The following is a 22,098-nucleotide window of genomic DNA, read 5'->3' on the forward strand; positions in this document are numbered from 1 at the left end:
CGGTATCCGCGCGATCCGCTCAGATGCGCGCGAGGCCTTCCGAATCCACGATGCGGATCTGCTTGCCTTGCGCGGCGACGAGCCCGTTGCGCTGGAACTTCGACAGCATGCGGCTGACCGTTTCGAGCTTCATCCCGAGATATTCGCCGATCTCGTCGCGCGTCATCCGCAGCACGAATTCGGCGGCCGAGTAACCGCGCGCCTTGAAGCGGGTGGAAAGATTCAGCAGGAAGGCGGCCACGCGCTGCTCGGCGGTCATCGTGCCGAGCAGCACCATCTGCGCGGATTCGCGGACGATTTCGCCGCTCATCATCTGATAGACGTGATGCTGCATCGGCCGCACGTCGCGACACATCTGCTCGAGCTGGCCGAACGGGATGATGCAGACCGTGCTGTCCTCGAGCGCGATCGCATCGCCGTTGTGCCGCCCGGTGTGCACGCCGTCGAGCCCGAGCGATTCGCCGACGATCTGGAAGCCGGTGATCTGCTCGTTGCCGTCGCGATGCATCATCACGGTCTTGAACGACCCGGTTCTGACCGCGTAGATGCTGTGGAACGTGTCGTCCGCGCGAAACAGCGTTTCACCGCGTTTGACGTGGCGCGTCGTGCAGATCATCGCGTCGACCCGGGCGAACTCGTCGGGCGTCATTTCCCGCGGCATGCAAACGGTGCGCAGCGTGCAGGACGAGCAGCGGGACGACGTGCGCTTCGGCTGGTCTGCCCGCGCGGCGGGATGCAGCGGAATGAACGGGTGCAACGGCACCGTCGTCGGGATTTCGGCATGGCTCTGCATGATCTGCTCCGGTTGGGGCGGCAGCGGGTCGCATCGTCGCGGTTGCGCTGGCGTCGTACAGGCGGACAGGGAGGTCACCGCCTGGTTGGTCGAATCGGCGTCGCACCGGATCGGCGGGACGACGATGCCGTCGCGACGGGACGGCAAGGCCGGGCAGCTCCGGGAGGCACGCCGGTGTGTTGTTCTTGACCGGAGTATGGACAGCCGGACGCTTGATTGAAATCAGCGGAAATTGAAGATGCGGTAGGTGATAGGGAAGGTTTGTAGGACGATGCCTACAAGGGGGCGGCGGGTTGTCGCGGTCAGAGTTCGTCCGGGTCGTCGAACAGCTTGTGGCGCATCGCATAGCGCACCAGTGCCGTGTCGTTCGGCATCTGCATTTTCTCGAGGATCCGCGTCTTGTACGTGCTGACCGTCTTGACGCTGACGCAGAGCGCCTGCGCGATTTCCGAAATCGACTCGCCGGTGGTGACGCGCCGGAACACGTCGAATTCTCGGTCGGACAGGCGCTGGTGCGGCAGGAGATCGGTCGGTTCGTTCAGGCTCTGCGCGAATTGCTCGGCCATGGTCAGGCTCACGTAGACGCCGCCGGCCGCGATCTTGGTCAGCGCGGCGACCAGTTCGGCGCTGGCGCTTTCCTTGGTCATGTAGCCGGACGCGCCCGCGCGGAACGCGCGCACCGCGTACTGCTGTTCGGCATGCATCGTCAGCACGAGGATATGCAATGCCGGCTTCTCGTCCTTGATCTGCTTGATGAGTTCGACGCCGTTGCGGCCGGGCATCGACAGGTCGAGCACCAGCACGTTGGCGTCCGTGTCGCGCACGAGCGCGATCGTCGAAGCACTGTCCTGTGCTTCGCCAACGACTTCGAAACCGCTTGCGTTCTGCAGAATGTGCCGCAGGCCGTCCCGGACGAGTGCGTGGTCGTCGGCGATGAGTACCCTGATCATGACAGTACATCTCCTTGCTGGATGGCGTGAAGCGGCAATGCCACGGTGATCGCGAATCCCGCTCCCGGCCGGTTGTCGATCGTCACCGTCCCGTCGAGCATGTGCGCACGCTCGCGAATCCCGATCAGGCCGAACGACGGGCGATCGCGCACATCGCGGTCGTTCCCGGGCGCGCCGTGACCGTTGTCGGCAATGCGCAGCATGCAGTAGCCGTCTTCCACTTTCAACGTGAGCGTCACGTTCGTCGCGTCGGCGTGCCGCGCGACGTTGGTCAGCGCCTCCTGCACGATGCGGAACAGCGTGGTCGCGCCGGTGTTGGTGAACGCGGTATCGACCGGGGCGATGTCGCGGTTGACCGTGATGCTGTAGCGGTGCGTGAAATCGTTGACCAGCCATTCGATCGCCGGGACGAGGCCCAGGTCGTCGAGCATCACGGGGCGCAAATCCGCCGCGATGCGCCGAACCGACGCCACGGTCGAATCGATCAGGCGATGCATGCCGCTCAATTGCTCGCGCACGCCGATGTTGGGAGCGACAACGCCCGCGAGCGACAGTTCGACGGCGGACAGATCCATCTTGAGTGCGGTCAGTTGCTGGCCGAGATCGTCGTGCAGCTCGCGGGCGATACGCGTTTTCTCTTCCTCCCGCACGTTCTGCAGATTCGCGGATAGCTCGCGCAATTCCTCTCGTGATTGCTTGACGGCGTTTTCCGCTCGCACCCGCTCGGTGACGTCGCGCAGCATGACCGTGTACAGCTTGCCGGTGCCGTCGCGAATCTGCGAGATCGACGCCTCGATCGGGAATTCCGTGCCGTCGCCGCGCAGGCCGAACAGCACGCGTTGCCGCCCCATCTGCCGTTCCGACACGCCGGTCACGCCGAATTGCTCGACGTGCCGCGCATGCGCGGCACGGAAGCGCTCGGGGATGAAGCGGGCGAGCGGCGCACCGATCGCGTCCATCGCCGAGACGCCGAACACGCGTTCGGCGGCCGGATTGAAGATCACGATCGTCTGGTTTTCGTCGACGGTAATGATGGCCTCCATCGATGACCGGATGATGGCCATCATCCGGACCTCGGTGAGCCGGGTGTCGCCCGGATGTACACCGGCGAGCGAGCCCATCGCGGCGACTCGCCGCACGAGCGCGGCCAGTGTCAGAGACAGCGCGATGCCGGCCAGCAGCACGGCCATCGCGGCGCCGGACATCGCGGCGCGCGGTGCGCTGTAGTGCAGCGTAAGCGGCGTGCCGCCGAACGTCAGCGTATCGGTGTGCTCGAACGTATCGCGCACTTCGACGCCGTCGCCGTCGCCGCCGCCACCAAAGCCACCGGAATACACGGGGGCCGCCGGATCGTCGGCGACGATTTCCGTGTGCAGCCGATCGAGCACGGACGAATCGACGAGTCGCTCGGAATTCAGCGACGCATAAACGTACCCGGTCGCGCTCGCGTGCCGGGGACCGAGCGACGCTCCCTTTTCAGCCTTTGCATAAATCGGCAAGTACAGCGTCAGTTCCGTACGGGCGATCGTCGCACCGGTGCCGTCCTGGATCGCGTTCGCGGCCAGCGCGGCCTTGCCGGTTTCCGCTGCGCGTTGCAGTGCCTGCCGGGTCGACTGATCGTCGATGGCGGCGCTCGGGTCGATTCTTCCGATACTTCGCACGGGCGTCTGCAAGCCTTCCAGATCGAGACCGGCGAGGTAGTCCCGCCACGCTGGCCCGGATTGCGGCGCGGCCAGTGTTGCCGCGAAGCCACGCGCGCCGCGCAAGAGGGCAGCGGCGCCAAGGAGGCTGCGCCGCAGGTCCGCGGTCGCGCGCGTCGCGGTTTGCTCGAACCGGGCCTGGGCGGCTTGCCGGGCCTCGTTCTGCAGTGCACGGGACGCCGCAACCGTAGCAGTCAGACCGAGCGCGAGTGTCAGCAGCGCGGCCGCCATGGCTGCATGGCGGGCGGGCCGAATCCGTTGGGGGGACGGGCCGGCCTTGAAGGAGGGCGCATTCACTGTCATTGCCGTTCATCCTGACGGATTTCGCCGGCGGCTGGCGGGCGGCGGGCCGGACGCGAGGCAAGAAGAGCGGGGCGGGCCGGAACTGTGATGTCGCCCGAAATTGTGCGCGTTTTATCGGCGCTCGCCAATCGGGACCGATGCGTACGGGCGCCGCCGCGCCTGCTTGACCCGTATCAACCGACAGGCGCTCGTCCGGCCCACACTGGCTGGACGAACCAACCGAATTCGAACGGAGGGATGCGCCATGTACCACCGGATCTTCGCGGCAATCGACGACAGCCGCAGTGCGCGGCTCGCCCTCGATGAGGCGATTTCGCTCGCCCGCGAATCGGGCGGCCTGGTCATCGCCATGTGCGTGGTGTCGCAGGCGCGTCGGCTGACTGACGTCGATCGCGGCGATATCGATTCGCGCGGTCCGGCCGGGCTGGACGCGGACCGGGCCGCGATTGCGGTCGCGGACGCGGAAACCGCGTTCCAGCTGTCCGGCGTGCGCGGCATCGCGCAGACGATCGACGCGCGCGGAATGGACGTGTGGGACGTGCTGGCGCGTGCCGCCGCCGGATGCCGTGCGGACCTGATCGTGATGGGCACGCACGGCGGTCGCGGCGTGCGGTGCTCGGCAGCGTCGCCGAGTCGCTGGTGCGCATCGCGGACCGGCCGGTGCTGGTGGTGCGGGAGGGGGCAGGCGCGAGCGCCGGCGTGTTGTGACCGTCCGACACGAGCGGGACAGCCGCAAGCGGCTGCCCCGTTTTCGTTCGCTCAGTGGGACAGCAGCACCGGCACCGTCATCGTCTCGAGGATCGTGCGCGTCGCACCGCCCAGCACGCGCTCATGGGCGCGGGTATGGCTGTACAGGCCCATGACGAGCAGGTCCGCGTGCAGATCGGTCACCCGGTTCAGCAGCGTGCCGCCCACGCCGACCGACCGCTCGCGCGGCGTCGTCGAGAACGACGCGCGAACGCCGTGCCGTTCGAGATACGCGGCGACGTCGACGCCGGCCGGCGTCTGGTCCGGATCGGGTTGGCCGCGGACGACCGTCTCGACGTTGACGAAGCGTGCGCGGGCGAGCAGCGGCAGCGCGTCGGCCATCGCGCGCGCGGCCTCGCGCCCGCCGTCCCAGCCGATCAGCACGTTCTCGCCGAACGTGCGCACGTCGCCCGCATACGGCACGACGATCGCCGGACGGCCGCTGCCGATCACGACGTCCTCGACGAAATGGCGCGCGACGTAGGTCATGCGATCGTCGGGATCCTCCTGGCCGAGCACCAGCAGATCGGCGTGACGTGCATGCAGGATCGCCGCATCGGTCGCATTGCCGGCCGGCGCCTGCCATTCGACGCTGCGCCCGGCGCGTTCGGCGGCCGTCAGGAATCGTTCTTCCGCCTCCTTGCGCCGCTGGTCGCACAGGCGCTCGTAGACGGCCAGCTTCAGCGGTTCGTCGGGCCGACGCAACGGTTCGAAGAGGTCCTGGCAAACCAGGTAGAGGCCGATCAAATGCGCGTTCCAGCGTCCCGCGAGCTGGAGCGCGAGGTCGACTCGCGTCGCACAGCGTTCGCTGTCGTCGAGATGGACGAGCAGGGTCTTGTAGCTCATGACGGCACCTTTTCGGTGGAAGCGGCAGCGACTTCGGCCGACGCCTTCGTTTCGCAGCTCGCCGGAATCATCAGGACCGGGCAACCGGCCTGGCGCAGCACGCGTTCGGCCACGCTGCCGAGGAACATGCGCCGAAAGCCGCGCCGGCCATGCGTGCCCATCACGATCAGATCGGCGTCGATCTCGCCCGCGAGACCGACGATCCGGTGCGGGATGTCTTCGCCTGCCGGCGCGACGTTGGAAATCTGCGGCGTGCCGGCCACGTTGCGCGCCTTCATGCGTCGCGCGGCGTCCTCGGTCACGCGCAATCCTTCTTCACGAAATGAATCGACCAGGATCGACGGATCGTATCCATACATGTCGTAGGCCGGCACCAGGAAATCGACGACGTAGACGGGTGTCAGCCGCGCGCCCGTTTGCGCCGCGAGATCCAGCGCGGCGTCGAGTGCACGGGACGACGTGTCGCTGCCGTCGAGTGCGACCAGAATGTTCGAGTACATGGCATGTCCCTTGAACGGTTGTGGATGAAACCATCATCGGCGCGTGCACGCCGATGGCGCTGATCTGGATCAAGCGTCCCGGTTGCCGCGCAGCACGCCCGCCGGGGGGCGCGCCGCGATCCACGCTTCGTTGGCGGGCTCGACGACCACCGTGACCGCGCTCGACGCGGACGACACGACGTTCGGCCGGGCGGCTCAGTGCGACATCAGCACCGGCAGCGTCATCGACGCGAGCACCGTGCGCGTGGCGCCGCCCATCAGCAGCTCGCGCCAGCGCGGATGGCCGTACGCGCCCATGACGAGCAGGTCGGAACCCGTTTCATATGCGCGCGACAGGAGCGTGTCGCCGACGGACGAGCCGGCGCCATCGATGTCGAGCACGTTCACGTCGTGCGCATGGCGCGCCAGCATCAGCGCGGCATCGGCGGCCGGAATCCGCGTGGCCGCGGCCTCCGAATTGCCGTTGACCACGGCGACGACCGTCGTGCGCTTCGCGTGTTCGAGAAAGGGCAGCGCGTCGTGCGCGGCGCGGGCCGCTTCGCGGCTGCTGTCCCATGCGACGAAAACCCGTTCGCCGATCGACGCGAATTCTCCTGTGTACGGCCAGAACAGCACCGGGCGGCCGGCCGACAACACGAGGTTCTCCGGAAACTGGTCGTCGATGTAGGTCTCGGGATCGTTCGGGTCGCTCTGGCCTGCGATCACCAGGTCGGCGAGACGGGCGGCCCGCGGGACGGCCACGTTCGCGCGCTCGTCCGCGCGAATCCAGGTTGCCGGCACTTTGGCGCGCGCCGTCTCCGCATGGAACAGACGCTCCAGCGCGGCGAGCCGCTCGTCGCGCTGTTCGCGGTGCGCGCGGAAATAGTCGGCGGAGCCGGCCATCACGTAGAACGAATGCGGCTCGGGCGTGTAGACCGCGAACAGCCCGGTGAGATGCGCACCGAAGCGCCGGGCGAGACGCAATGCGAACTCGAGGCGCGAATGCGCGCGGGCGCTGGTATCGAGGTGCACGACCATGCTTTTGTAGCTCATCGGAATCGCTCCATCGACGGGTGATCCGCCAGTGCAATCCAGTCTACGAAGCAGGGTTTCCACGCGCTTGACTCAGATCAACGGCAGCCGCGCGCCACGGTCGCATAGTGAAGTGGACGGCAACTCATTGATCGACAGCGATGAAAGCACTCGTCTACCACGGGCCGGGGCGCAAGGCGCTCGAGGAACGGCCCAAACCGGAACTGCAGTCGCCCACCGATGCGATCGTCCGCGTGACGCGCACGACGATCTGCGGCACCGATCTGCATATTCTCAAAGGCGACGTACCGACCTGCGAACCCGGCCGTATTCTCGGCCACGAGGGCGTCGGCATCGTCGAGCAGGTCGGCGCCGCGGTCGATTCGCTGAAGCCGGGCGATCACGTGCTCATATCGTGCATCTCGTCGTGCGGCCGCTGCGAATACTGCCGCCGCGGACTCTATTCGCATTGCACGACCGGCGGCTGGATTCTCGGCCATCGTATCGACGGCACGCAGGCCGAGTACGTGCGTATCCCGCATGCGGCGACCAGCCTGTACCGGATTCCGGCCGGCGCCGACGAGGACGCGCTCGTGATGCTGTCCGATATCCTGCCGACCGGGTTCGAATGCGGGGTGTTGAACGGCAAGGTGCAGCCGGGGTGCTCGGTCGCGATCGTCGGCGCCGGTCCGATCGGGCTGGCCGCGTTGCTGACCGCGCAGTTCTACTCGCCCGCGCGGGTCATCATGATCGACCCGGACAGCAACCGGCTCGAGATCGCGCGTCACTTCGGCGCGACCGATTGCCTCGATGGCCGTGCCGGCGATCCGGTCGCGGAAGTGATGAAGCTGACCGACGGCATCGGGGTCGATTGCGCGATCGAGGCGGTCGGCATTCCGGCGACGTTCGAGATGTGCACGGCGCTCGTGGCGCCGGGCGGTGTCGTCGCGAACGTCGGTGTGCATGGCGTGAAGGCCGACCTTCACCTCGAGAAGCTGTGGGATCGCAACATCTCGATCACCACGCGGCTCGTCGACACGGTCAGCACGCCGATGCTGCTGAAGACCGTGCGCGCCGGGCGTCTCGATCCGACGCGCCTGATCACGCACCGGTTTTCGCTCGACGATGTCGAGCGTGCGTACGACACGTTCGGCCGGGCCGCCCAAACCCATGCGCTGAAGGTCATCATCGAAGTCGGTTGATCGTCGGCAGGCGAATGACGGGAAACCGGGTGCGCGGCCTCCCGTCGCACGTGTTCAGCATGCCGGGCGGCATGACCGCCGATCAGGACGACAGCGCGGCGGGTTCCTGCGTGCTGCCGGCTTCGATTTCGTCCAGATCGACGCATTGCGCGTAAGTCGGCACCTCGCACGGCCAATGCAGCCGCTCCGAAATGCGCCGACGCATCGCATCCGCGGCAGCGGGTTCGCCATGCGTGACGAACGTTCGCACGGGCGCACACGGCATCGTGCCGAGCCACTTCAGCACTTCCTCGTAGTCGGCATGGGCGGAGAGCGTCGTGATCGACTCGACCTGCGCGCGCACGCGGACGTATTCGCCGTGAATCTTCAGCGTCGGCTCGTGCGCGGCCAGCGCCGCCCCGCGCGTACCGACGGCCTGGTAGCCGACCAGCGCGATCGTGTTGCGCGCATCCGGCGCATAGCGGGCCAGGTGATGCAGCACGCGGCCGCCCGTGGCCATGCCGCTGCCGGCGATGACGACCATCGGGCCATGGTGTTCGGCAATCGCCTTCGACTGATCGACCGTCCGGATCATCGTCGCCGCGTGGCCGAGGGCGTTGGCTTCGGACACGGTCAGCCGGTGTTCGAGGATGTGGTGGCGATAGATTTCGGTCACGTCGGTCGCCATCGGGCTGTCGAGGAACACGGGGACGCGCGCCATGCGGCCGGACGCCTTCAGCCGCGCGATGTAGTGCAGGATCTCCTGCGCGCGGCCGACGGTGAAACACGGCATCACGACGACCCCGCCGCGCGCGAAGGTCGTGTCGAACAGCGTGGCGAGCTCGTTCTCGGGATCCGATTCCGGATGCAGCCGGTCGCCGTACGTCGACTCGACGACCACGAAATCCGCATGCGCGGGCGGCCGCGGCGGCTGCATGATCGGGTCGTGATAGCGGCCGAGGTCGCCCGAGAACGCGAGCACCTTGTGATCCCAGTGCATCACCACGCTCGCCGCGCCGAGGATGTGCCCGGCCGGCAGCAGGCGGAACGCGAGGCCGTCGCCGAGCGCGGTGCATTCGTCGAAGGCGACGGGCGTCAGCAGGCGCAGCGCCCGCTGCGCATCGTCGAGCGTATAAAGCGGCTGCGCCGGATGATGCTTCGAGTAACCGTGCCGGTTCGCGAAGTCGGCTTCTTCCTCCTGCAGCCGCGCGCTGTCGCGCAGCATGATGTCGCAGAGTTCGGCCGTGGCCGCCGTGCAGTACACCGGCCCGCGATAGCCTTCGCGCACCAGCACCGGCAGGTAGCCGGTATGGTCGATATGCGCATGCGTGAGCACGACCGCGTCGAGCATGTCGGGCGCGAGCGGCAATGGGCTCCAGTTGCGCAAGCGCAGGTTTTTCGTGCCCTGGAACAGGCCGCAATCGACCAGCACGCGCCGGCCGCCGTGCTCGGCCAGATACTTCGAGCCGGTCACGGTTTCGGTCGCACCGAGAAAAGTCAGTTTCATCGCTCGTCTCACTGGAAGTCGAGGGGTTCAGTGCGTCGATTACATCGCGAACCGGCGCGCGGCGATTGACGGAAATCAGGGATTCCCGCATCGAACATGATGTCGAATGCGGCGCGTCCGGCTGTTTCGCTATCGCTCGCTCGGCGCGGGATCGAACTGCGCGACGAACGCGACGGCGCCCGACACCAGCGTGACGATCGCGTACGGCAGCACGTGCGCGTCGACCAGCATCGCATGCACGACGCCCAGTAGCGACGCCAGCGCGATGAATACGCTCAGCGTCGCGAGAGCGATGCGGTACTGCTTTCTGTTCATGACGTTCGCGGCGTCTTTCGCCATGATCGAGTCGCGCTCCGACGGCCCATTGATCTGCATCAACGGACGAATCGGCCGGCTACGCACCGGGCCGCCGTTGCCGCAAGCCGGCGGTTGCTTGATCCTCGTCAAGCCGCCGGTGCCGCCATGCGCGATGCTGAATCGGGTACGGCACACGTCCGGTCGCACGCCTCGCGATCGGCACGCGCCGGCACGGGAGACCGACATGAAGTCCGATGCAGCACTCAAGCAGGATGTCGAGCAGGCGCTGTTCTGGAATCCGGCGATCGATTCGCGCCGGATCGACGTCGACGTACGCGACCGGATCGTGACGCTGCGCGGCACGGTCGACAGCTGGGCGCAGAAGCTCGAAGCCCAGAAAACCGCGCTGCATGTCGCGGATGCGCGCGCGCTGGTGCTCGAACTGAACGTCGAGCCGCCGGAGAATGCGTGCGCCGACCACGAACTGGCGATCGCCATCACGTTCGCGCTCGGCTGGCAGGAGGCATTGCGCGATCACCCGATTCGCGTCGAAGTCGATCACGGCTGCGTGACGCTCGACGGCGAGGTCGATCATGCGTTCCAGAGCCGTGCAGCGGAAAAGATGGTGAGCCGGATGAAAGGCGTCGTCGGCGTCGCGAACCGCATTCGCGTGCGGGCCGACCCTACGGTGCCCGACGTCGGCACGCGGATTGCCGAAGCGCTGGCCCGTCGCGCGCAGCGCGAATCCGCCGGGATCGCGATCGACGCGGACGACGGCATCGTCACGCTGACGGGCACGGTCGCGTCGCTGGCGGAAAGACGTGCCGCGTGCGGCGCGGCGGCGTCGGTCAGGGGCGTGCGCGAGGTCGTCGACCGGCTGATCGTTGCATGAGCGTCGCGTGAGCGTCGCGCCCGTACCGCCGATCACCACGGAGAAGCAGCCATGAATCGTTCGCATTCCGGCCCCGGCCGCAATTATCTGCGCCGCGACAAGCGCATGCAGCCGCATACGAAAGACAGTTACCGCGATCCGAAGCGGCCGTCGGGCGACCGGATCTGCGAAGGATGCGGCGCCGTCTGCGACGCCGGCCGCTGGACCTGGTACGCGACGCCGCTCGATCGGCGCCAGCTCGAATGCCCGGCCTGCAAGCGCATGCGCGAAAACGCGCCGGCGGGCGAACTGGTGCTGCGCGGCGAATACGTGCGCCGGCATCGCTCGGCAATCCTCGAACTGCTCGAGCGGCAAGCCGATCTGGAGATGAGCGAGCACGCGCTCGAACGCATCATGGAGATCGAGCAAACCGGCGACGCGCTCGTGATTCGAACCACCGGCGTGCACGTGGTGAGGCGCATGGGAGGCGCATGGGCGAGGCGCTGCTGCATGCGCATCACGGCGCGCTGGCATTCAACTATCGCGACAGCGAGGACATGCTGCGCGCGAACTGGACCCGTGACGCGGCCTGAGCGGTCGCGGGTCCGGCGCACAGTCGCGACGTCATGAAGAAAACATTCGACTACTCCGGGTTGCTGATCCCGATCGCGTTCGCGGTCCTGGTCGCCTATCAATTGCTGTCGGCCCAGCCGGCGACGACATCGATTTCGTACAGCGATTTTCATCGGCTGGTCGACGCGCGGCTCGTCGACGAGCTCGACATCGGTCAGTCGTCGATCTCGGGTTCGCTGCGCATGCCGGCAGCCGGCACGATGCTGCCGGCTTCCGACGCGGTCGCCGTCAAGAAGGCAGGACCGCCGTGGCGCTTCACGACGAACCGCGTCGGCGACGATCATCTGGTCGCCGCGCTGACGACCGCCGGCATCCGCTATCGCGGGGTGCCGGATTCGGGCTGGCTCGCGATGCTCGCGACGTGGCTGCTGCCGATGATCGTCCTCGTGCTGGCCTGGAACTTCATGATGCGGCGGCCGGGCGGGATGAGGGACCTGAGCGGCATGGGCAAGAGCCAGGCGCGCGTGTATGTGCAGCAGGAAACCGGCATCACGTTCGACGACATCGCGGGGATCGACGAGGCGAAGGCCGAGTTGCAGCAGATCGTCGCGTTCCTGCGCAGCCCCGAACGTTATCAGCGGCTCGGCGGCAAGATCCCGAAGGGCGTGCTGATCGTCGGTGCGCCGGGCACCGGCAAGACGCTGCTGGCACGGGCCGTCGCCGGCGAGGCAGGCGTGCCGTTCTTCACGATCAGCGGCTCCGCATTCGTCGAGATGTTCGTGGGCGTGGGGGCGGCCCGCGTGCGCGACCTGTTCGAGCAGGCGCAGCAGAAGGCGCCGTGCATCGTGTTCATCGACGAGCTCGATGCGCTCGGCAAGGCGCGCGGCGTCGGGCTGATGTCCGGCAACGACGAGCGCGAACAGACGCTCAATCAGTTGCTCGTCGAGATGGACGGCTTCCAGGCGAATTCGGGCGTCATCATCATGGCCGCGACCAATCGGCCGGAGATCCTGGATCCCGCGCTGCTGCGCCCCGGACGATTCGACCGGCACATCGCGATCGACCGGCCGGACCTGGTCGGACGCCAGCAGATCCTGGCCGTCCACACGAAGCGCGTGAAGCTTGCGCCGGAAGTCGACCTCGCGGAACTGGCGCAACGCACGCCGGGCTTCGTCGGCGCCGATCTCGCGAACGTCGTGAACGAAGCCGCGCTGCATGCGGCCGAACTCGGCAAGCCGGCGATCGCGATGGCCGATTTCGACGAGGCGATCGATCGCGCAATGACGGGCATGGAGCGCAAGAGCCGCGTGATGAACGAGCAGGAAAAACGGACCATCGCTTACCACGAAGCGGGCCATGCGCTCGTCGCGCAGAGCCGTACGCACTGCGATCCGGTGAAGAAGGTGTCGATCATCCCGCGTGGAATCGCGGCGCTCGGCTATACGCAGCAGGTGCCGACCGAGGATCGCTACGTGCTGCGCAGGAGCGAACTGCTCGACCGGCTCGACGTATTGCTCGGCGGGCGGGTGGCCGAGGAAATCGCGTTCGGCGACGTATCGACCGGCGCGCAGAACGATCTCGAGCGCGCGACCGCGCTCGCGCGGCACATGGTCATGCAGTACGGGATGAGCGACCGGCTCGGGCTGATGACGCTCGACGATGCGGTCCCGCAGGGCGGCGTGCCGGCCGTGTGGACACCAGGCGACGGCCATTGCAGCGAGCATACCGCGCAACTGATCGACGAAGAGGTGCGCGCGCTGCTCGAGGATGCGCACGCGCGGGTCACGGCGACGCTCGGCGAGCACCACGATGCGCTGGAACGGATCGCGCGCAGCTTGCTGCTACACGAATCGATCGATCACGACAGGCTGACGGCGCTCATCGCGCGGCCTGACGACACCGACGACGCGCGCCGGCCCACGCAGGCCGACACGGAAACGACCACGGACGCCGCCGCCTGAACGAACGAGCGCCGGGTCGCGCCGCGCGTCGGCCGCTGACCTGCGTGCGTCGTTCAACAGCCGATGCAGACCGGGCGCTCGCGCCGCGCCTGCGTCGCATCGGCGGTCACGACCGACGCGAGCCGTGGATCGGGCCGGAACACCGTGATTCCCTTGAGCCCGCCACGCCATGCCTGGAAGAACAGTGCGTCGACGTCCGCGAGCGAACACTGCGCCGGCAGCGTCACAGTCTTCGAGATGCCGGCGTCGACGCACGGCTGCAGCGCCGCGAGCATCGCGACGTGATCGGCCGGCGCGATATCCGCCGCCGTGACGAAATATTCCGGCAGCCTGACGCTGTCGCCATGCAGGTCGCGAAAGAGCCGATAAGCGTGATTCTCGACACGAAACGGCCGCACCCGTCCGTCCGCGGTGCGCACCAGGCGACGCTGCGTCCAGCCGAGCGCTGGCTCGATCCCGTTCGAACAGTTGTCGCAGAACGCGAGACTCACGCTGCCGGCCGGCGCGAACGACAGCAGATGGCTGTTGCGCAGCCCGTGCCGCGCGATCGCGTGGTGCACCTTCAGCGGCAGCAGCGTGCGGTGCGCGGGGCCGGTCAGATAGGCGGCGGGATCGTACGCGGGAAACACGCCGCGCTCGGCGGCAAGCGCGGCAGAGGCGGCGAACGCATGCTCGCGCATCGTCAGCACGATCCCGCGTGCGAACGCGCGCGCTTGCGCGCTGTCGTAGCGCAACTGCAGCATCGTCAGCGCGTCGCCCAGGCCCGTCACGCCGACCCCGATGCGGCGCGTGCGCCGCGCTTCGTGCTCGTGCGCGGCGAGCGGCCACGCGGTCAGGTCGAGCACGTCGTCGAGCATGCGCACCTGGATGCGCACCGCGTCGGCGAGCCCCGGGAAATCGAAGCGCGCCTTGCCGTCGACGCCGAACGGGTAATGGACGAACCGCGACAGGTCGATCGGCCCGAGCACGCAGCTGCCGTACGGCGGCAGCGGCTGCTCGCCGCACGGGTTCGTCGCGTCGATCCGCTCGTGTTCGCGCAGCGGATTCGCGTCGCGGATCGTGTCGAGGAACAGCAGCCCCGGCTCGGCGCTGTCGCGTGCCGCGCCGACGATTTCGTGCCAGAGCGTACGCGCCGGAATCGTCGCATACAGGTACTGGCCGTCCGGCCGTCGGATCGGGGCGCCGGCCCCGGAACGGGGCCGCGCGTGATGGACGAGCGCCCAGGGCAGGTCCTGCCGGACCGCCTCCATGAACGCATCGGTGACGCCGACCGACAGGTTGAACGTCGGCCAGCGCGATCGCCCGCGCTTGGCTGCGACGAAGGCCGCGAGATCCGGATGATCGCAGCGCAACACGCCCATTTGCGCACCCCGGCGCGGGCCGGTGAACGGCAGCGCCCGGCACATCGCGTCGAAGCGGTCGATCGCGATGCATGCGCCTCGTTCGGACGACACGCGCCGTTCGTACGCGCCGGCAGGCGGCACCGGCGAGAAGTCGTAGCCGATTCCGCCGCCCATCAATAGCGTGCGCCATGCGTCACTGAGCGCACGAGCAAGCGCTGCGTCGACGGCCGGCCACCGCGCGCCCGGCGGAATCTCGAGCGGATGGACGAAGCAGTTGACCATCGTCCCGCCGGTATCCGCGCCGGCGTTCGCGAGGATGCGGCCCGCGCCGAGCGCGCCGCGCTGCAGGTTCCGGAAGAACGCACGCTCCGCCTGCGCGCGGAGATCGGCCGGCTCGGCGAGCGACAGTGCATGCGCGACGCGATGGAACAGGGCCTCGCGAGCGGTTTCGCCGGGACGCGCATAGCGTTCGGTGAACACGGTGGTGCAAAGCGGCTGCTCGTCCATGGCGGGGCTCGGCAACGAGGAATGACTCACTGTAGGAGTTCGCCCGGACGCGTCGTTGATCGAGCGCAAGCGGGCGCCTTCGCGGCGTGGCTTGACCGCGGTCAACGTGATGGCCGGCAGCGAACGTAATGTGGAGCCACGACCGGCACGCACCGGTTGCCCGGCATCGCCGCGCCGGCGTCCGCCGTGCAAGCCGGCGGGCGTCCCAGCCATCGACCGAGAGCCATCCACCATGACCGATATCGTGACCGTCACATTGAATCCCGCCGTCGATGTTGCTACGTCGGTCGAGCACATCGTCGCTACGCACAAGCTGCGTTGCGCGCGGCCGCGGCGCGACCCCGGCGGTGGCGGCATCAACGTCGCCCGGACCGTTCACCGGCTCGGCGGCGATTGCGTCGCGCTGTATCTGGCCGGCGGGCCGACCGGCGACGTCCTGACGCGGCTGCTCGAAGCCGAGCGTCTGCCGGGCGAGCGCATCCGGATCGCCGGCGAGACCCGCGAGAATGTGTGCGTGACCGAGACCGCGACCGGGCGCGAATACCGCTTCCTGATGCCGGGGCCGCTGGTCACGGAGGCGGAGTGGCGCGCGTGCGCGGCGCGCATCGATGCGATGCAACCGGCGCCGCGCTATCTCGTGTTGAGCGGCAGCCTGCCGCCCGGCGCGCCCGACGATCTCTACGCGACGTTGGCGCGCGCGGCGAAGGCAAGGGGCAGCCGCGTGGTTGTGGACGCTGCGGGCCGGGCGCTGCAGGCGGCCCTCGACGGCGGTGTCCATCTCGTCAAGCCCAGTATTGGCGAACTGAGCGCGCTGGCCGGCGAGCCGCTCGACGACACGTCGGCATGCCGGAAGGCGAGCGAACTCGTGGCGCGCGGCCAGGCGGACATCGTCGCGCTGACGCTCGGCGCGCGCGGCGCATGGGTCGTCACGCGCGATCGCACGCTGCGCCTGCCCGGCAGGCCCGCAGCGGTATGCAGCACGGTCGGCGCGGGCGACAGTTTCGTCGGCGGCATGGTGTGGGCGCTGGCGCGCGGCGTGCCGTTCGACGATGCGTGCCGCTACGCGCTGGCGGCATCGGCGGCGTCGGTCGAACGTCCCGGGACGGCGCTGTGCACGCGCAACGACGTCGAGCGGATTCACGCCGAACTGGTTGCGCAGGCAAGCTGACGGGCGGGCGCCCCGACGCGGACACAATCTCGCCGGTGCGCGATCAGATCGTTGATCTGGCTCAGCGGCATGCGCGGCGCGATCGCAAAAAATGGGGCACTCATTCCGCGCCGTGCGGAGGATGACCGCGCCGGAACGTCAAGCGGCGCTCGTTGAGCAGCGCGCGCCAATCGAGCTTCATCAACGCGAACACGACGCCGAGCAACACCAGTTGCGTCACGACGAAGTAGCCGCCGAGATAACTGCCTTCAAATCCGGACTCCACGTCCAGCCGGGTCGACGCGAAGCGGCCCAGGTGCGCCCAGATCGCATAGGTCGTCGCGCGGCCGACGAAGAACGCCGCGGCGATGATCTTGAGCGGCAATCCGGAAAGGCCGTATGCGATGAACAGATAGTTCGACGGAAGCGGGCTCAGTGCATAGAAGAAGAACGCACCGGCGGTGAGCGTCCGGTGCTTGCGCAGCCAGTGCGTGGCGACGTCGACGTTCTCGCGGTCCGCGTCCCGCATCCAGCGGGACCGCATGAGCGACCTGGCGAAGGTCGCCAGGATGACGCGTCCGATGGTCGCCGCGCCGGCCGCCACGACGGCAAAGACCAGCGGATTGCCGTCGGGCAGGTTGAACCCGACCCACGACATCGCCATCCACGTGGGCGGGGCGAACGCCGGCATGAGATTCAGCAGAAGAATCAGCAGAAACAGTACGGCCAGCGTCAGCACGATATCGATCCCAGGCGCTCCGGTGTCACGCTTCGATTGTGTTGACGAAACGCGCCGGCCGCTTGACTCACGTCAAGCAACGCGCCGTGCCGGCCGTTCGCGTGACGCGCTTCGCCGTGACGCAGGTCAACGGTCGAACCGCGGCGTTTCCTAGACTGATGCCACGCCGTCCGCAACCGGCCGTCCGCAACCGGCCGTCCGCGATCGCAATCGGAACCGGCCGTCCGCGATCGCAACCGCAACCGGATGCGTCGAACCCGCCGTGCACGGCAATCGGAAAAATGGTCATGTCGCGAATTCCCTGGTCGATCGATCTCGCGTTGCTGGTTCTGGCGGCCGTTACGCTCGCGGCAGGGGGCATGTGCGTGGCGTTCGGCCTGCCTTCGCTCGCGCGGGTCATATGGCTGCTGGGTACGGTGCCGGTCTTGCTCGCGTTGACAGTCTCCCTTGCAAGGGCCGTGATGAAACGGCAGGCCGGTATCGACGTGCTCGCATGGCTCGCAATCGGCCTGGCCATCGCGCTCGACGAGACGCTGACGGCCGCGGTCATCGCGTTGATGCTCGCAAGCGGCAGGACGCTGGAGCGGTATGCGCAAGATCGGGCGCAACGCGAGATGACCGCGCTGCTCGATCGTGCCCCCCGGCAGGCGACCCGCTTCGAGCACGGCGAATGGCGTGCCGTCGCGCCGGAAACCATCATTCCGGGTGACAGGCTGCTCGTGCGTAGCGGCGAATGCGTACCGGTCGACGGCACGTTGACCGGCGACGCGGAGCTCGACGAGTCGATGCTGACCGGCGAGTCGTCCACCCAGCGGCGACGTGCCGGGGAAAACGCCTGCAGCGGCGAGGTCAACGCAGGCGCGCCATTCGAAATGGTCGCCCGCGCCACGGCGGGCGACAGCACGTTTGCAGGCATCGTCCGCATGGTCGAGCGCGCTCAGCACGAGCGCGGTCCGTCGGTGCGTCTCGCGGATCGTTACGCCGCCTTCTTCGTGCTCGCCTCGCTGCTCGTCGCCGGCATCGCGTGGCTGCTCACCGGCGACGTCGCGCGCGCGCTCGCCGTGCTCGTCGTCGCCACGCCTTGTCCGTTGATCCTCGCGGTGCCGGTCGCCATCGTGTCGGGCCTGTCGCGTTGTTCGAAGCGCGGCATCCTCGTCAAGGGCGGGGGCGCGCTCGAACGTCTCGCGCAAGCGACGATCCTGTTCTTCGACAAGACCGGCACGCTGACGGGCGGGCGCGCACGCATCGTGGCGATCGAATGCAGCGCCGGCATCGGAGCGGACGACGTGCTGCATGTCGCGGCATCGTTGGCCCAGGCGTCGGGCCACGTCATTTCCGAGGCGCTGACGGTCGCGGCGCGAGAACGCCGAATCGACCTGTCGCCGCCGTCGTTCGTCGTCGAAACGGCCGGCGAGGGCGTGAGCGGCCGGGTCGACGATCGGACCGTCACGATCGGTCAGTTCGGGTATGTCCGCGCCGGCTCGGCGGAGGCCCCGTGGAGCGAAGCATTCCTGAAGCGGGTCGGCAACGAGGGCGGGGCTGCCGTGTTCGTCGGCGTCGATGGCGTCATGGTCGGCGCGATCCAGATGGCCGACCAGGTTCGGCTGGAAACGCCGCGGGCGTTGCGGCTGCTCAAACGCGAGGGCGTCGAGCGCCTCGTCATGCTGACCGGCGACCGGCGCGACATTGCCCGCGCCGTCGGCGAACTGATCGGCGTCACCGACGTGCGCGCCGAACAGACGCCGGCGGACAAGCTTGCCGCGATCCAGGCCGCACGCAAGGACGGCGTGACGATCATGGTCGGCGACGGCGTGAACGACGCACCGGCGCTGGCGGCGGCCGACGTCGGCATCGCGATGGGCGCGCGGGGCGCGGCCGCATCGTCGGAAGCCGCCGACGTGGTGTTGCTGGTGGATCGGCTGGATCGACTCGTGGATGCGATGCGCATCGCCCGTCGATCGCGCCGGATCGCGCTCGAGAGCGTGGTGATCGGCATGTCGTTGTCGATCGTCGCGATGGCGATCGCGGCGGCGGGATTCCTGCCGCCGATTGCCGGTGCGGTGATTCAGGAAGTCGTCGACGTCGTCGTGATCGTCAATGCGCTGCGCGTGTTGCTCGTGCGTCTGCGGCCGCCGGAAACCCGGCTGGCCGATGTCGACGTCGAGCAACTCAAGCGCGAGCACGCGGCATTGTCGCCGTTGCTGGACCGGATCAGGGCGCTCGCGGGCCGCTTGCCGCACCTATCCGGAGCCGCCATCGCCAGCGAGCTGGCCGACGTCGTCGACGCGCTGGATCAACGGCTGCTGCCGCACGAGCGCGCCGACGACCGGGAGGTCTACGCGCGTCTCGCGCCGTTGCTCGGCGGCGAGGATCCGCTCGCGGCGATGAGCGGCGCACACCGGGAGATCTTCACGCTGGTCCGGTCGCTCAGGCAGATGGTCGCGGACCTGCCGCGCGACGGGGCGGACGCGATGCAGGTTCAGGCGATACAACGCGTGCTCTACGGGCTGGAGGCGATCGTACGCCTGCATTGCGCGCAGGAGGAGGAACTGTTCCACGCCGTCGGCGCGGATGCGTGACGCGGCGTCGAAACGCGTCGCGCACGCTCCGCGACGACAACCCGATCACGTGACGACGGTCGATGCCGGCGTCGCCCACCCGCACTATGCGTGAACCCCCACCCGATACCGCGTGGTCTGCCGATACACGTCGCCCGGACGAACGATCACGTCGTCGCGCAGGCCGTCCATGTTGACCTGATCCGGAAAACCGCCCGCCTCGACGCACAGCGCCGCGTGTTGCACGCAGCGCGTGCCGCCGCTCACGCGCAGGCCGTCGAGATAGTTGCCCGTATAGAGCTGCAGCCCGCGCTGATCGGTCGACACGATCAGCTCGCGGCCGCTTTCCGGATCGTAGATCCGTGCGACGGGCCGGACCTCGCGCGCGCCGTTGCCGACGATGTAGCAGTGATCGAAGCCGCGCGCTCGCGCCAGTTGCGCATGCGGCCAGGCGAGGCGCGCGCCGAGCGGTGCGCTGTGCCGGAAATCGAACGCCGTGCCCGTCACGTCGGCCGTGCCGGTCGGGATCAGCGCGTCGTCCACTTCGAGGAACGCGTCGGCGTCGATGTGCAGCAGATGGCCGCGCACGTCGCTGCCCGCGCGCCCGTTCAGGTTGAAGTAGCTGTGATTCGTCAGGTTCAGCGGCGTCGGCGCATCGGTCCAACCCGAATAGTCGATCGTCAGCGTGCCGTCGTCGTCGAGCGTGTAGCGCACCTGCACGCTCACGTTGCCGGGGAATCCCGCGTCGCCTTCCGGCGAATCGAGCCGCAGCGTCAGCCCGCCGCTATCGTCGACCACGTCCCAGCGCGCGCGATGAAAACCGTTCGCGCCGCCGTGCAGCAGGTTGCCGTTCTCGTTGCGGTCGAGCGGGTAGTCGACGCCGTCGAGCGTGAAGCGCGCGCCGGCGATCCGGTTCGCCCAGCGGCCGACCGTCGCGCCGAGATAGGCGCCGGATTCGAGGTACTCGGCCGGCGTGTCGTGCGCGAGCACGATATCGGCGAAGCGCCCCGTGCGATCGGGCGCGAGCCACGACACGACGGTCGCGCCGAGGTCGCTGACGACGACGCGCATTCCGTGCGCATTGCGCAGCGTATAGCGCCGCACGGGCTCGCCGTCGGGCAGTGTGCCCCACGGCTCGGCCAGCACGCGTGTCACGCCGGGTGTCAGAGGTGAGGAATCGGTATCGATGTGCATGAATGGATGTCGAATGGGCGGCGAACGTCAGTGCGTGGCGGCCGCGCGGTCCTGATATTCGCGCGGCGTGCAGCCGAGTTCGCGCCGGAATACTGCATACATGTATTGCAGCGACGTGAACCCGCAACGAATCGCGACTTCCGCGCTCGACGCTTGCCGGCCGGCGAGCAACGCCTGCGCGGCTTCGAGTTTGTGACGCAGGATCTCCTGGTGCACGGTGCGCTGCAGTTCGCGCCGGAAGTGCTCCTCGAGCAGCGAGCGCGACACGCCGACATAGTCGGCGACCTGTTCGGTCTTGATGCCCTGGCACGCGTACTGGCGGATGAAATGCCGCGCACGCATCACGTGCGGGCTCGCGAGCGGCTGGTGGCGCGTCGATTCGAGCACGTTGATGCCGACCGGCGGCACGAGAATGCGCTGCCCGGGAAAGCGCGCGCCGCGCAGCATCCGGTGCAGCAGGTGCGCGGCGGTGCGGCCCATTTCCTCGGTGCCCTGGATCACCGACGACAACGGAATGCGCGTCAGCGTACGCGTGAGCGGATCGTTGTCGATCCCGATGATCGCGACCTGTTCCGGCACCGCGATGCCGGCGATCAGGCACGCCTGCAGCAGATGCCGCGCACGCGCATCGGTCACCGCGATCACGCCGACCGGCTTCGGCAGCGCATGCAGCCAGTCGATCAGTTGCTCGATCGCATGATTCCACCCCGACGCGCTCGTCGACAGCCCGCGGTAGATCGGCGCGTCGAGGCCGTCCGCGCGCGCGAGCCGGTCGAACGCCAGCTCGCGCTGCTGCGCCCAGCGGTTCTCCTGCGCGACCGGCAGGCTGTACATCGCGAAATGCGCGAGCCCCGCACCGATCAGGTGCGTATAGGCGAGCGACACGAGCTTCGGGTTGTCCGTCGCAATATATGGGACATCGTCCGGGTACTGCGCCGGATCTTCATATGACGATCCAATCGCGACGATCGGCAGCGGCGAGCCGGCGAGCGCGTCGGCGACGGCCGGGTCGTCGAAGTCCGCGATGATGCCGTCGCCGTCGAAACGCTCGATCCCGGTGAGCCGGCAGCGGAAGTCGTCTTCGAGGAACAGGTCCCACACGACGCGCGTCGTGTGCAGGTACTGGCCGATGCCGCTAATGATCTCGCGGTCGTAGACCTTGTTCGCGTTGAACAGCAGCGCGATGCGGTGCGGTGTCTGGGCGGAAGGGGCGCGTGTCATCTCGGTGTCGGGGGGCGCGCGTTGCGGGCGCGGTGCCATTGTCTCCGGGGCGCGCTCGCGGAGGCGGCGCGTGGTGTCTGGTGTACGGCGATTGTAGGACGGAATGCGCACCGCACGTAGCGACTGGCAAGAAACATCAAGCGCGCTGC

Annotated in this window: 17 protein-coding genes and 2 pseudogenes; 7 read left to right on the plus strand and 12 right to left on the minus strand. The window is 68.2% G+C overall.

The annotated features are described in order from the left end of the window. Positions 1-19 precede the first annotated feature (19 nt). From HWX14_RS24960 to HWX14_RS24970, 3 genes are all read right to left on the minus strand, one after another. Positions 20-793, minus strand: a complete 774-nt coding sequence (locus tag HWX14_RS24960) for a helix-turn-helix domain-containing protein (RefSeq protein WP_175885028.1) — start codon at positions 791-793, stop codon at positions 20-22. Positions 794-1,095: 302 nt separating this feature from the next. Continuing rightward, positions 1,096-1,743 (minus strand): response regulator transcription factor, encoded by a 648-nt coding sequence (locus tag HWX14_RS24965; RefSeq protein ID WP_175885029.1) that lies wholly within the window; start codon positions 1,741-1,743, stop codon positions 1,096-1,098. Beyond that, a complete protein-coding gene (locus tag HWX14_RS24970) occupies positions 1,740-3,746 on the minus strand; it encodes a PAS domain S-box protein (protein WP_175885030.1) in 2,007 nt (668 codons plus the stop codon). Before HWX14_RS24970 ends, HWX14_RS24965 begins: the two co-directional genes overlap by 4 nt. Positions 3,747-3,990: 244 nt before the next feature. Between HWX14_RS24970 and HWX14_RS24975 the strand changes: the two are divergent. Further along, positions 3,991-4,454: pseudogene (locus HWX14_RS24975) on the plus strand (universal stress protein). 51 nt (positions 4,455-4,505) lie between these two features. On the opposite strand, the gene HWX14_RS24980 reads toward HWX14_RS24975, so the two are convergent. The 3 genes from HWX14_RS24980 to HWX14_RS24990 all read right to left on the minus strand — a co-directional run bounded on the left by HWX14_RS24980 (position 4,506) and on the right by HWX14_RS24990 (position 6,871). Next, positions 4,506-5,339 (minus strand): universal stress protein, encoded by an 834-nt coding sequence (locus tag HWX14_RS24980; protein ID WP_175885031.1) that lies wholly within the window; start codon positions 5,337-5,339, stop codon positions 4,506-4,508. Continuing rightward, on the minus strand, positions 5,336-5,839 hold the full coding sequence (locus HWX14_RS24985; protein ID WP_175885032.1) for a universal stress protein: 504 nt from the start codon (positions 5,837-5,839) through the stop codon (positions 5,336-5,338). The genes HWX14_RS24980 and HWX14_RS24985 overlap by 4 nt, the downstream gene beginning before the upstream one ends. 195 nt (positions 5,840-6,034) lie before the next feature. Further along, positions 6,035-6,871, minus strand: coding sequence for a universal stress protein (locus HWX14_RS24990; protein ID WP_175885033.1), 837 nt, complete (start codon positions 6,869-6,871; stop codon positions 6,035-6,037). A gap of 140 nt (positions 6,872-7,011) precedes the next feature. Here HWX14_RS24990 and HWX14_RS24995 point away from each other — a divergent pair, with 140 nt between their 5' ends. Further along, the gene (locus HWX14_RS24995) at positions 7,012-8,052 is read left to right on the plus strand and encodes a zinc-dependent alcohol dehydrogenase family protein (protein WP_175885034.1); all 1,041 of its coding nucleotides are present in this window, start codon (positions 7,012-7,014) and stop codon (positions 8,050-8,052) included. An 82-nt stretch (positions 8,053-8,134) separates the two neighbouring features. On the opposite strand, the gene HWX14_RS25000 is transcribed toward HWX14_RS24995, so the two are convergent. Continuing rightward, the gene (locus HWX14_RS25000; RefSeq protein WP_175885035.1) at positions 8,135-9,538 is read right to left on the minus strand and encodes an MBL fold metallo-hydrolase; all 1,404 of its coding nucleotides are present in this window, start codon (positions 9,536-9,538) and stop codon (positions 8,135-8,137) included. A 129-nt stretch (positions 9,539-9,667) separates the two neighbouring features. Then, positions 9,668-9,853, minus strand: coding sequence for a DUF2964 family protein (locus HWX14_RS25005; RefSeq protein WP_175885036.1), 186 nt, complete (start codon positions 9,851-9,853; stop codon positions 9,668-9,670). A gap of 226 nt (positions 9,854-10,079) precedes the next feature. On the opposite strand from HWX14_RS25005, the gene HWX14_RS25010 reads away from it, so the two are divergent. The 3 genes and pseudogenes from HWX14_RS25010 to ftsH all read left to right on the plus strand — a co-directional run bounded on the left by HWX14_RS25010 (position 10,080) and on the right by ftsH (position 13,240). Beyond that, on the plus strand, positions 10,080-10,727 hold the full coding sequence (locus tag HWX14_RS25010) for a BON domain-containing protein (RefSeq protein ID WP_175885037.1): 648 nt from the start codon (positions 10,080-10,082) through the stop codon (positions 10,725-10,727). Between the two features lie 51 nt (positions 10,728-10,778). Continuing rightward, a pseudogene (locus HWX14_RS25015) lies at positions 10,779-11,299 on the plus strand (BCAM0308 family protein). A gap of 33 nt (positions 11,300-11,332) precedes the next feature. Beyond that, a complete protein-coding gene (gene ftsH, locus HWX14_RS25020) occupies positions 11,333-13,240 on the plus strand; it encodes an ATP-dependent zinc metalloprotease FtsH (protein ID WP_175885038.1) in 1,908 nt (635 codons plus the stop codon). Positions 13,241-13,293: 53 nt separating this feature from the next. Here ftsH and HWX14_RS25025 read toward each other — a convergent pair whose 3' ends face one another. Further along, complete coding sequence (locus tag HWX14_RS25025; protein WP_175885039.1) at positions 13,294-15,090, minus strand: adenosylcobalamin-dependent ribonucleoside-diphosphate reductase; 1,797 nt, start codon at positions 15,088-15,090, stop codon at positions 13,294-13,296. A 232-nt stretch (positions 15,091-15,322) separates the two neighbouring features. Between HWX14_RS25025 and HWX14_RS25030 the strand changes: the two genes are divergently transcribed. Further along, positions 15,323-16,258: a 1-phosphofructokinase family hexose kinase gene (locus tag HWX14_RS25030; protein ID WP_175885566.1), complete on the plus strand. Its 936-nt coding sequence runs from the start codon at positions 15,323-15,325 to the stop codon at positions 16,256-16,258. Positions 16,259-16,358: 100 nt separating this feature from the next. On the opposite strand, the gene HWX14_RS25035 is transcribed toward HWX14_RS25030, so the two are convergent. Then, entirely contained in the window at positions 16,359-16,976 is a 618-nt protein-coding gene (locus tag HWX14_RS25035; RefSeq protein WP_175885040.1) for a VTT domain-containing protein, read from the minus strand. A gap of 287 nt (positions 16,977-17,263) precedes the next feature. On the opposite strand from HWX14_RS25035, the gene HWX14_RS25040 reads away from it, so the two are divergent. Continuing rightward, positions 17,264-19,555, plus strand: coding sequence for a heavy metal translocating P-type ATPase (locus tag HWX14_RS25040; RefSeq protein ID WP_175885041.1), 2,292 nt, complete (start codon positions 17,264-17,266; stop codon positions 19,553-19,555). Positions 19,556-19,639: 84 nt separating this feature from the next. Here the strand turns inward: HWX14_RS25040 and HWX14_RS25045 are convergent, their stop codons facing one another. Together HWX14_RS25045 and HWX14_RS25050 are read right to left on the minus strand one after the other, a co-directional pair. After that, a complete protein-coding gene (locus tag HWX14_RS25045) occupies positions 19,640-20,728 on the minus strand; it encodes an aldose epimerase family protein (protein ID WP_175885042.1) in 1,089 nt (362 codons plus the stop codon). Positions 20,729-20,755: 27 nt separating this feature from the next. Next, positions 20,756-21,949 carry a DNA-binding transcriptional regulator gene (locus tag HWX14_RS25050; protein WP_175885043.1) on the minus strand — a complete coding sequence of 398 codons (1,194 nt, stop codon included), beginning with the start codon at positions 21,947-21,949 and terminating at the stop codon, positions 20,756-20,758. Between the last annotated feature and the right edge of the window lie 149 nt (positions 21,950-22,098).

It is taken from the genome of Burkholderia sp. BCC0044, from assembly GCF_902832955.1.
Classification (GTDB): Bacteria; Pseudomonadota; Gammaproteobacteria; order Burkholderiales; family Burkholderiaceae; genus Burkholderia.

Coding starts and splice junctions, on each gene's coding strand:
- HWX14_RS25045 (WP_175885042.1), bottom strand. CDS start 20,728: ATGCACATCGATACCGATTCCTCACCTCTGACACCCGGCGTGACACGC.
- HWX14_RS24970 (WP_175885030.1), bottom strand. CDS start 3,746: ATGACAGTGAATGCGCCCTCCTTCAAGGCCGGCCCGTCCCCCCAACGG.
- HWX14_RS25040 (WP_175885041.1), top strand. CDS start 17,264: ATGTCGCGAATTCCCTGGTCGATCGATCTCGCGTTGCTGGTTCTGGCG.
- HWX14_RS24995 (WP_175885034.1), top strand. CDS start 7,012: ATGAAAGCACTCGTCTACCACGGGCCGGGGCGCAAGGCGCTCGAGGAA.
- HWX14_RS24980 (WP_175885031.1), bottom strand. CDS start 5,339: ATGAGCTACAAGACCCTGCTCGTCCATCTCGACGACAGCGAACGCTGT.
- HWX14_RS24965 (WP_175885029.1), bottom strand. CDS start 1,743: ATGATCAGGGTACTCATCGCCGACGACCACGCACTCGTCCGGGACGGC.
- HWX14_RS25025 (WP_175885039.1), bottom strand. CDS start 15,090: ATGGACGAGCAGCCGCTTTGCACCACCGTGTTCACCGAACGCTATGCG.
- HWX14_RS25030 (WP_175885566.1), top strand. CDS start 15,323: ATGACCGATATCGTGACCGTCACATTGAATCCCGCCGTCGATGTTGCT.
- HWX14_RS25050 (WP_175885043.1), bottom strand. CDS start 21,949: ATGACACGCGCCCCTTCCGCCCAGACACCGCACCGCATCGCGCTGCTG.
- ftsH (WP_175885038.1), top strand. CDS start 11,333: ATGAAGAAAACATTCGACTACTCCGGGTTGCTGATCCCGATCGCGTTC.
- HWX14_RS25005 (WP_175885036.1), bottom strand. CDS start 9,853: ATGAACAGAAAGCAGTACCGCATCGCTCTCGCGACGCTGAGCGTATTC.
- HWX14_RS24990 (WP_175885033.1), bottom strand. CDS start 6,871: ATGAGCTACAAAAGCATGGTCGTGCACCTCGATACCAGCGCCCGCGCG.
- HWX14_RS24960 (WP_175885028.1), bottom strand. CDS start 793: ATGCAGAGCCATGCCGAAATCCCGACGACGGTGCCGTTGCACCCGTTC.
- HWX14_RS24985 (WP_175885032.1), bottom strand. CDS start 5,839: ATGTACTCGAACATTCTGGTCGCACTCGACGGCAGCGACACGTCGTCC.
- HWX14_RS25000 (WP_175885035.1), bottom strand. CDS start 9,538: ATGAAACTGACTTTTCTCGGTGCGACCGAAACCGTGACCGGCTCGAAG.
- HWX14_RS25010 (WP_175885037.1), top strand. CDS start 10,080: ATGAAGTCCGATGCAGCACTCAAGCAGGATGTCGAGCAGGCGCTGTTC.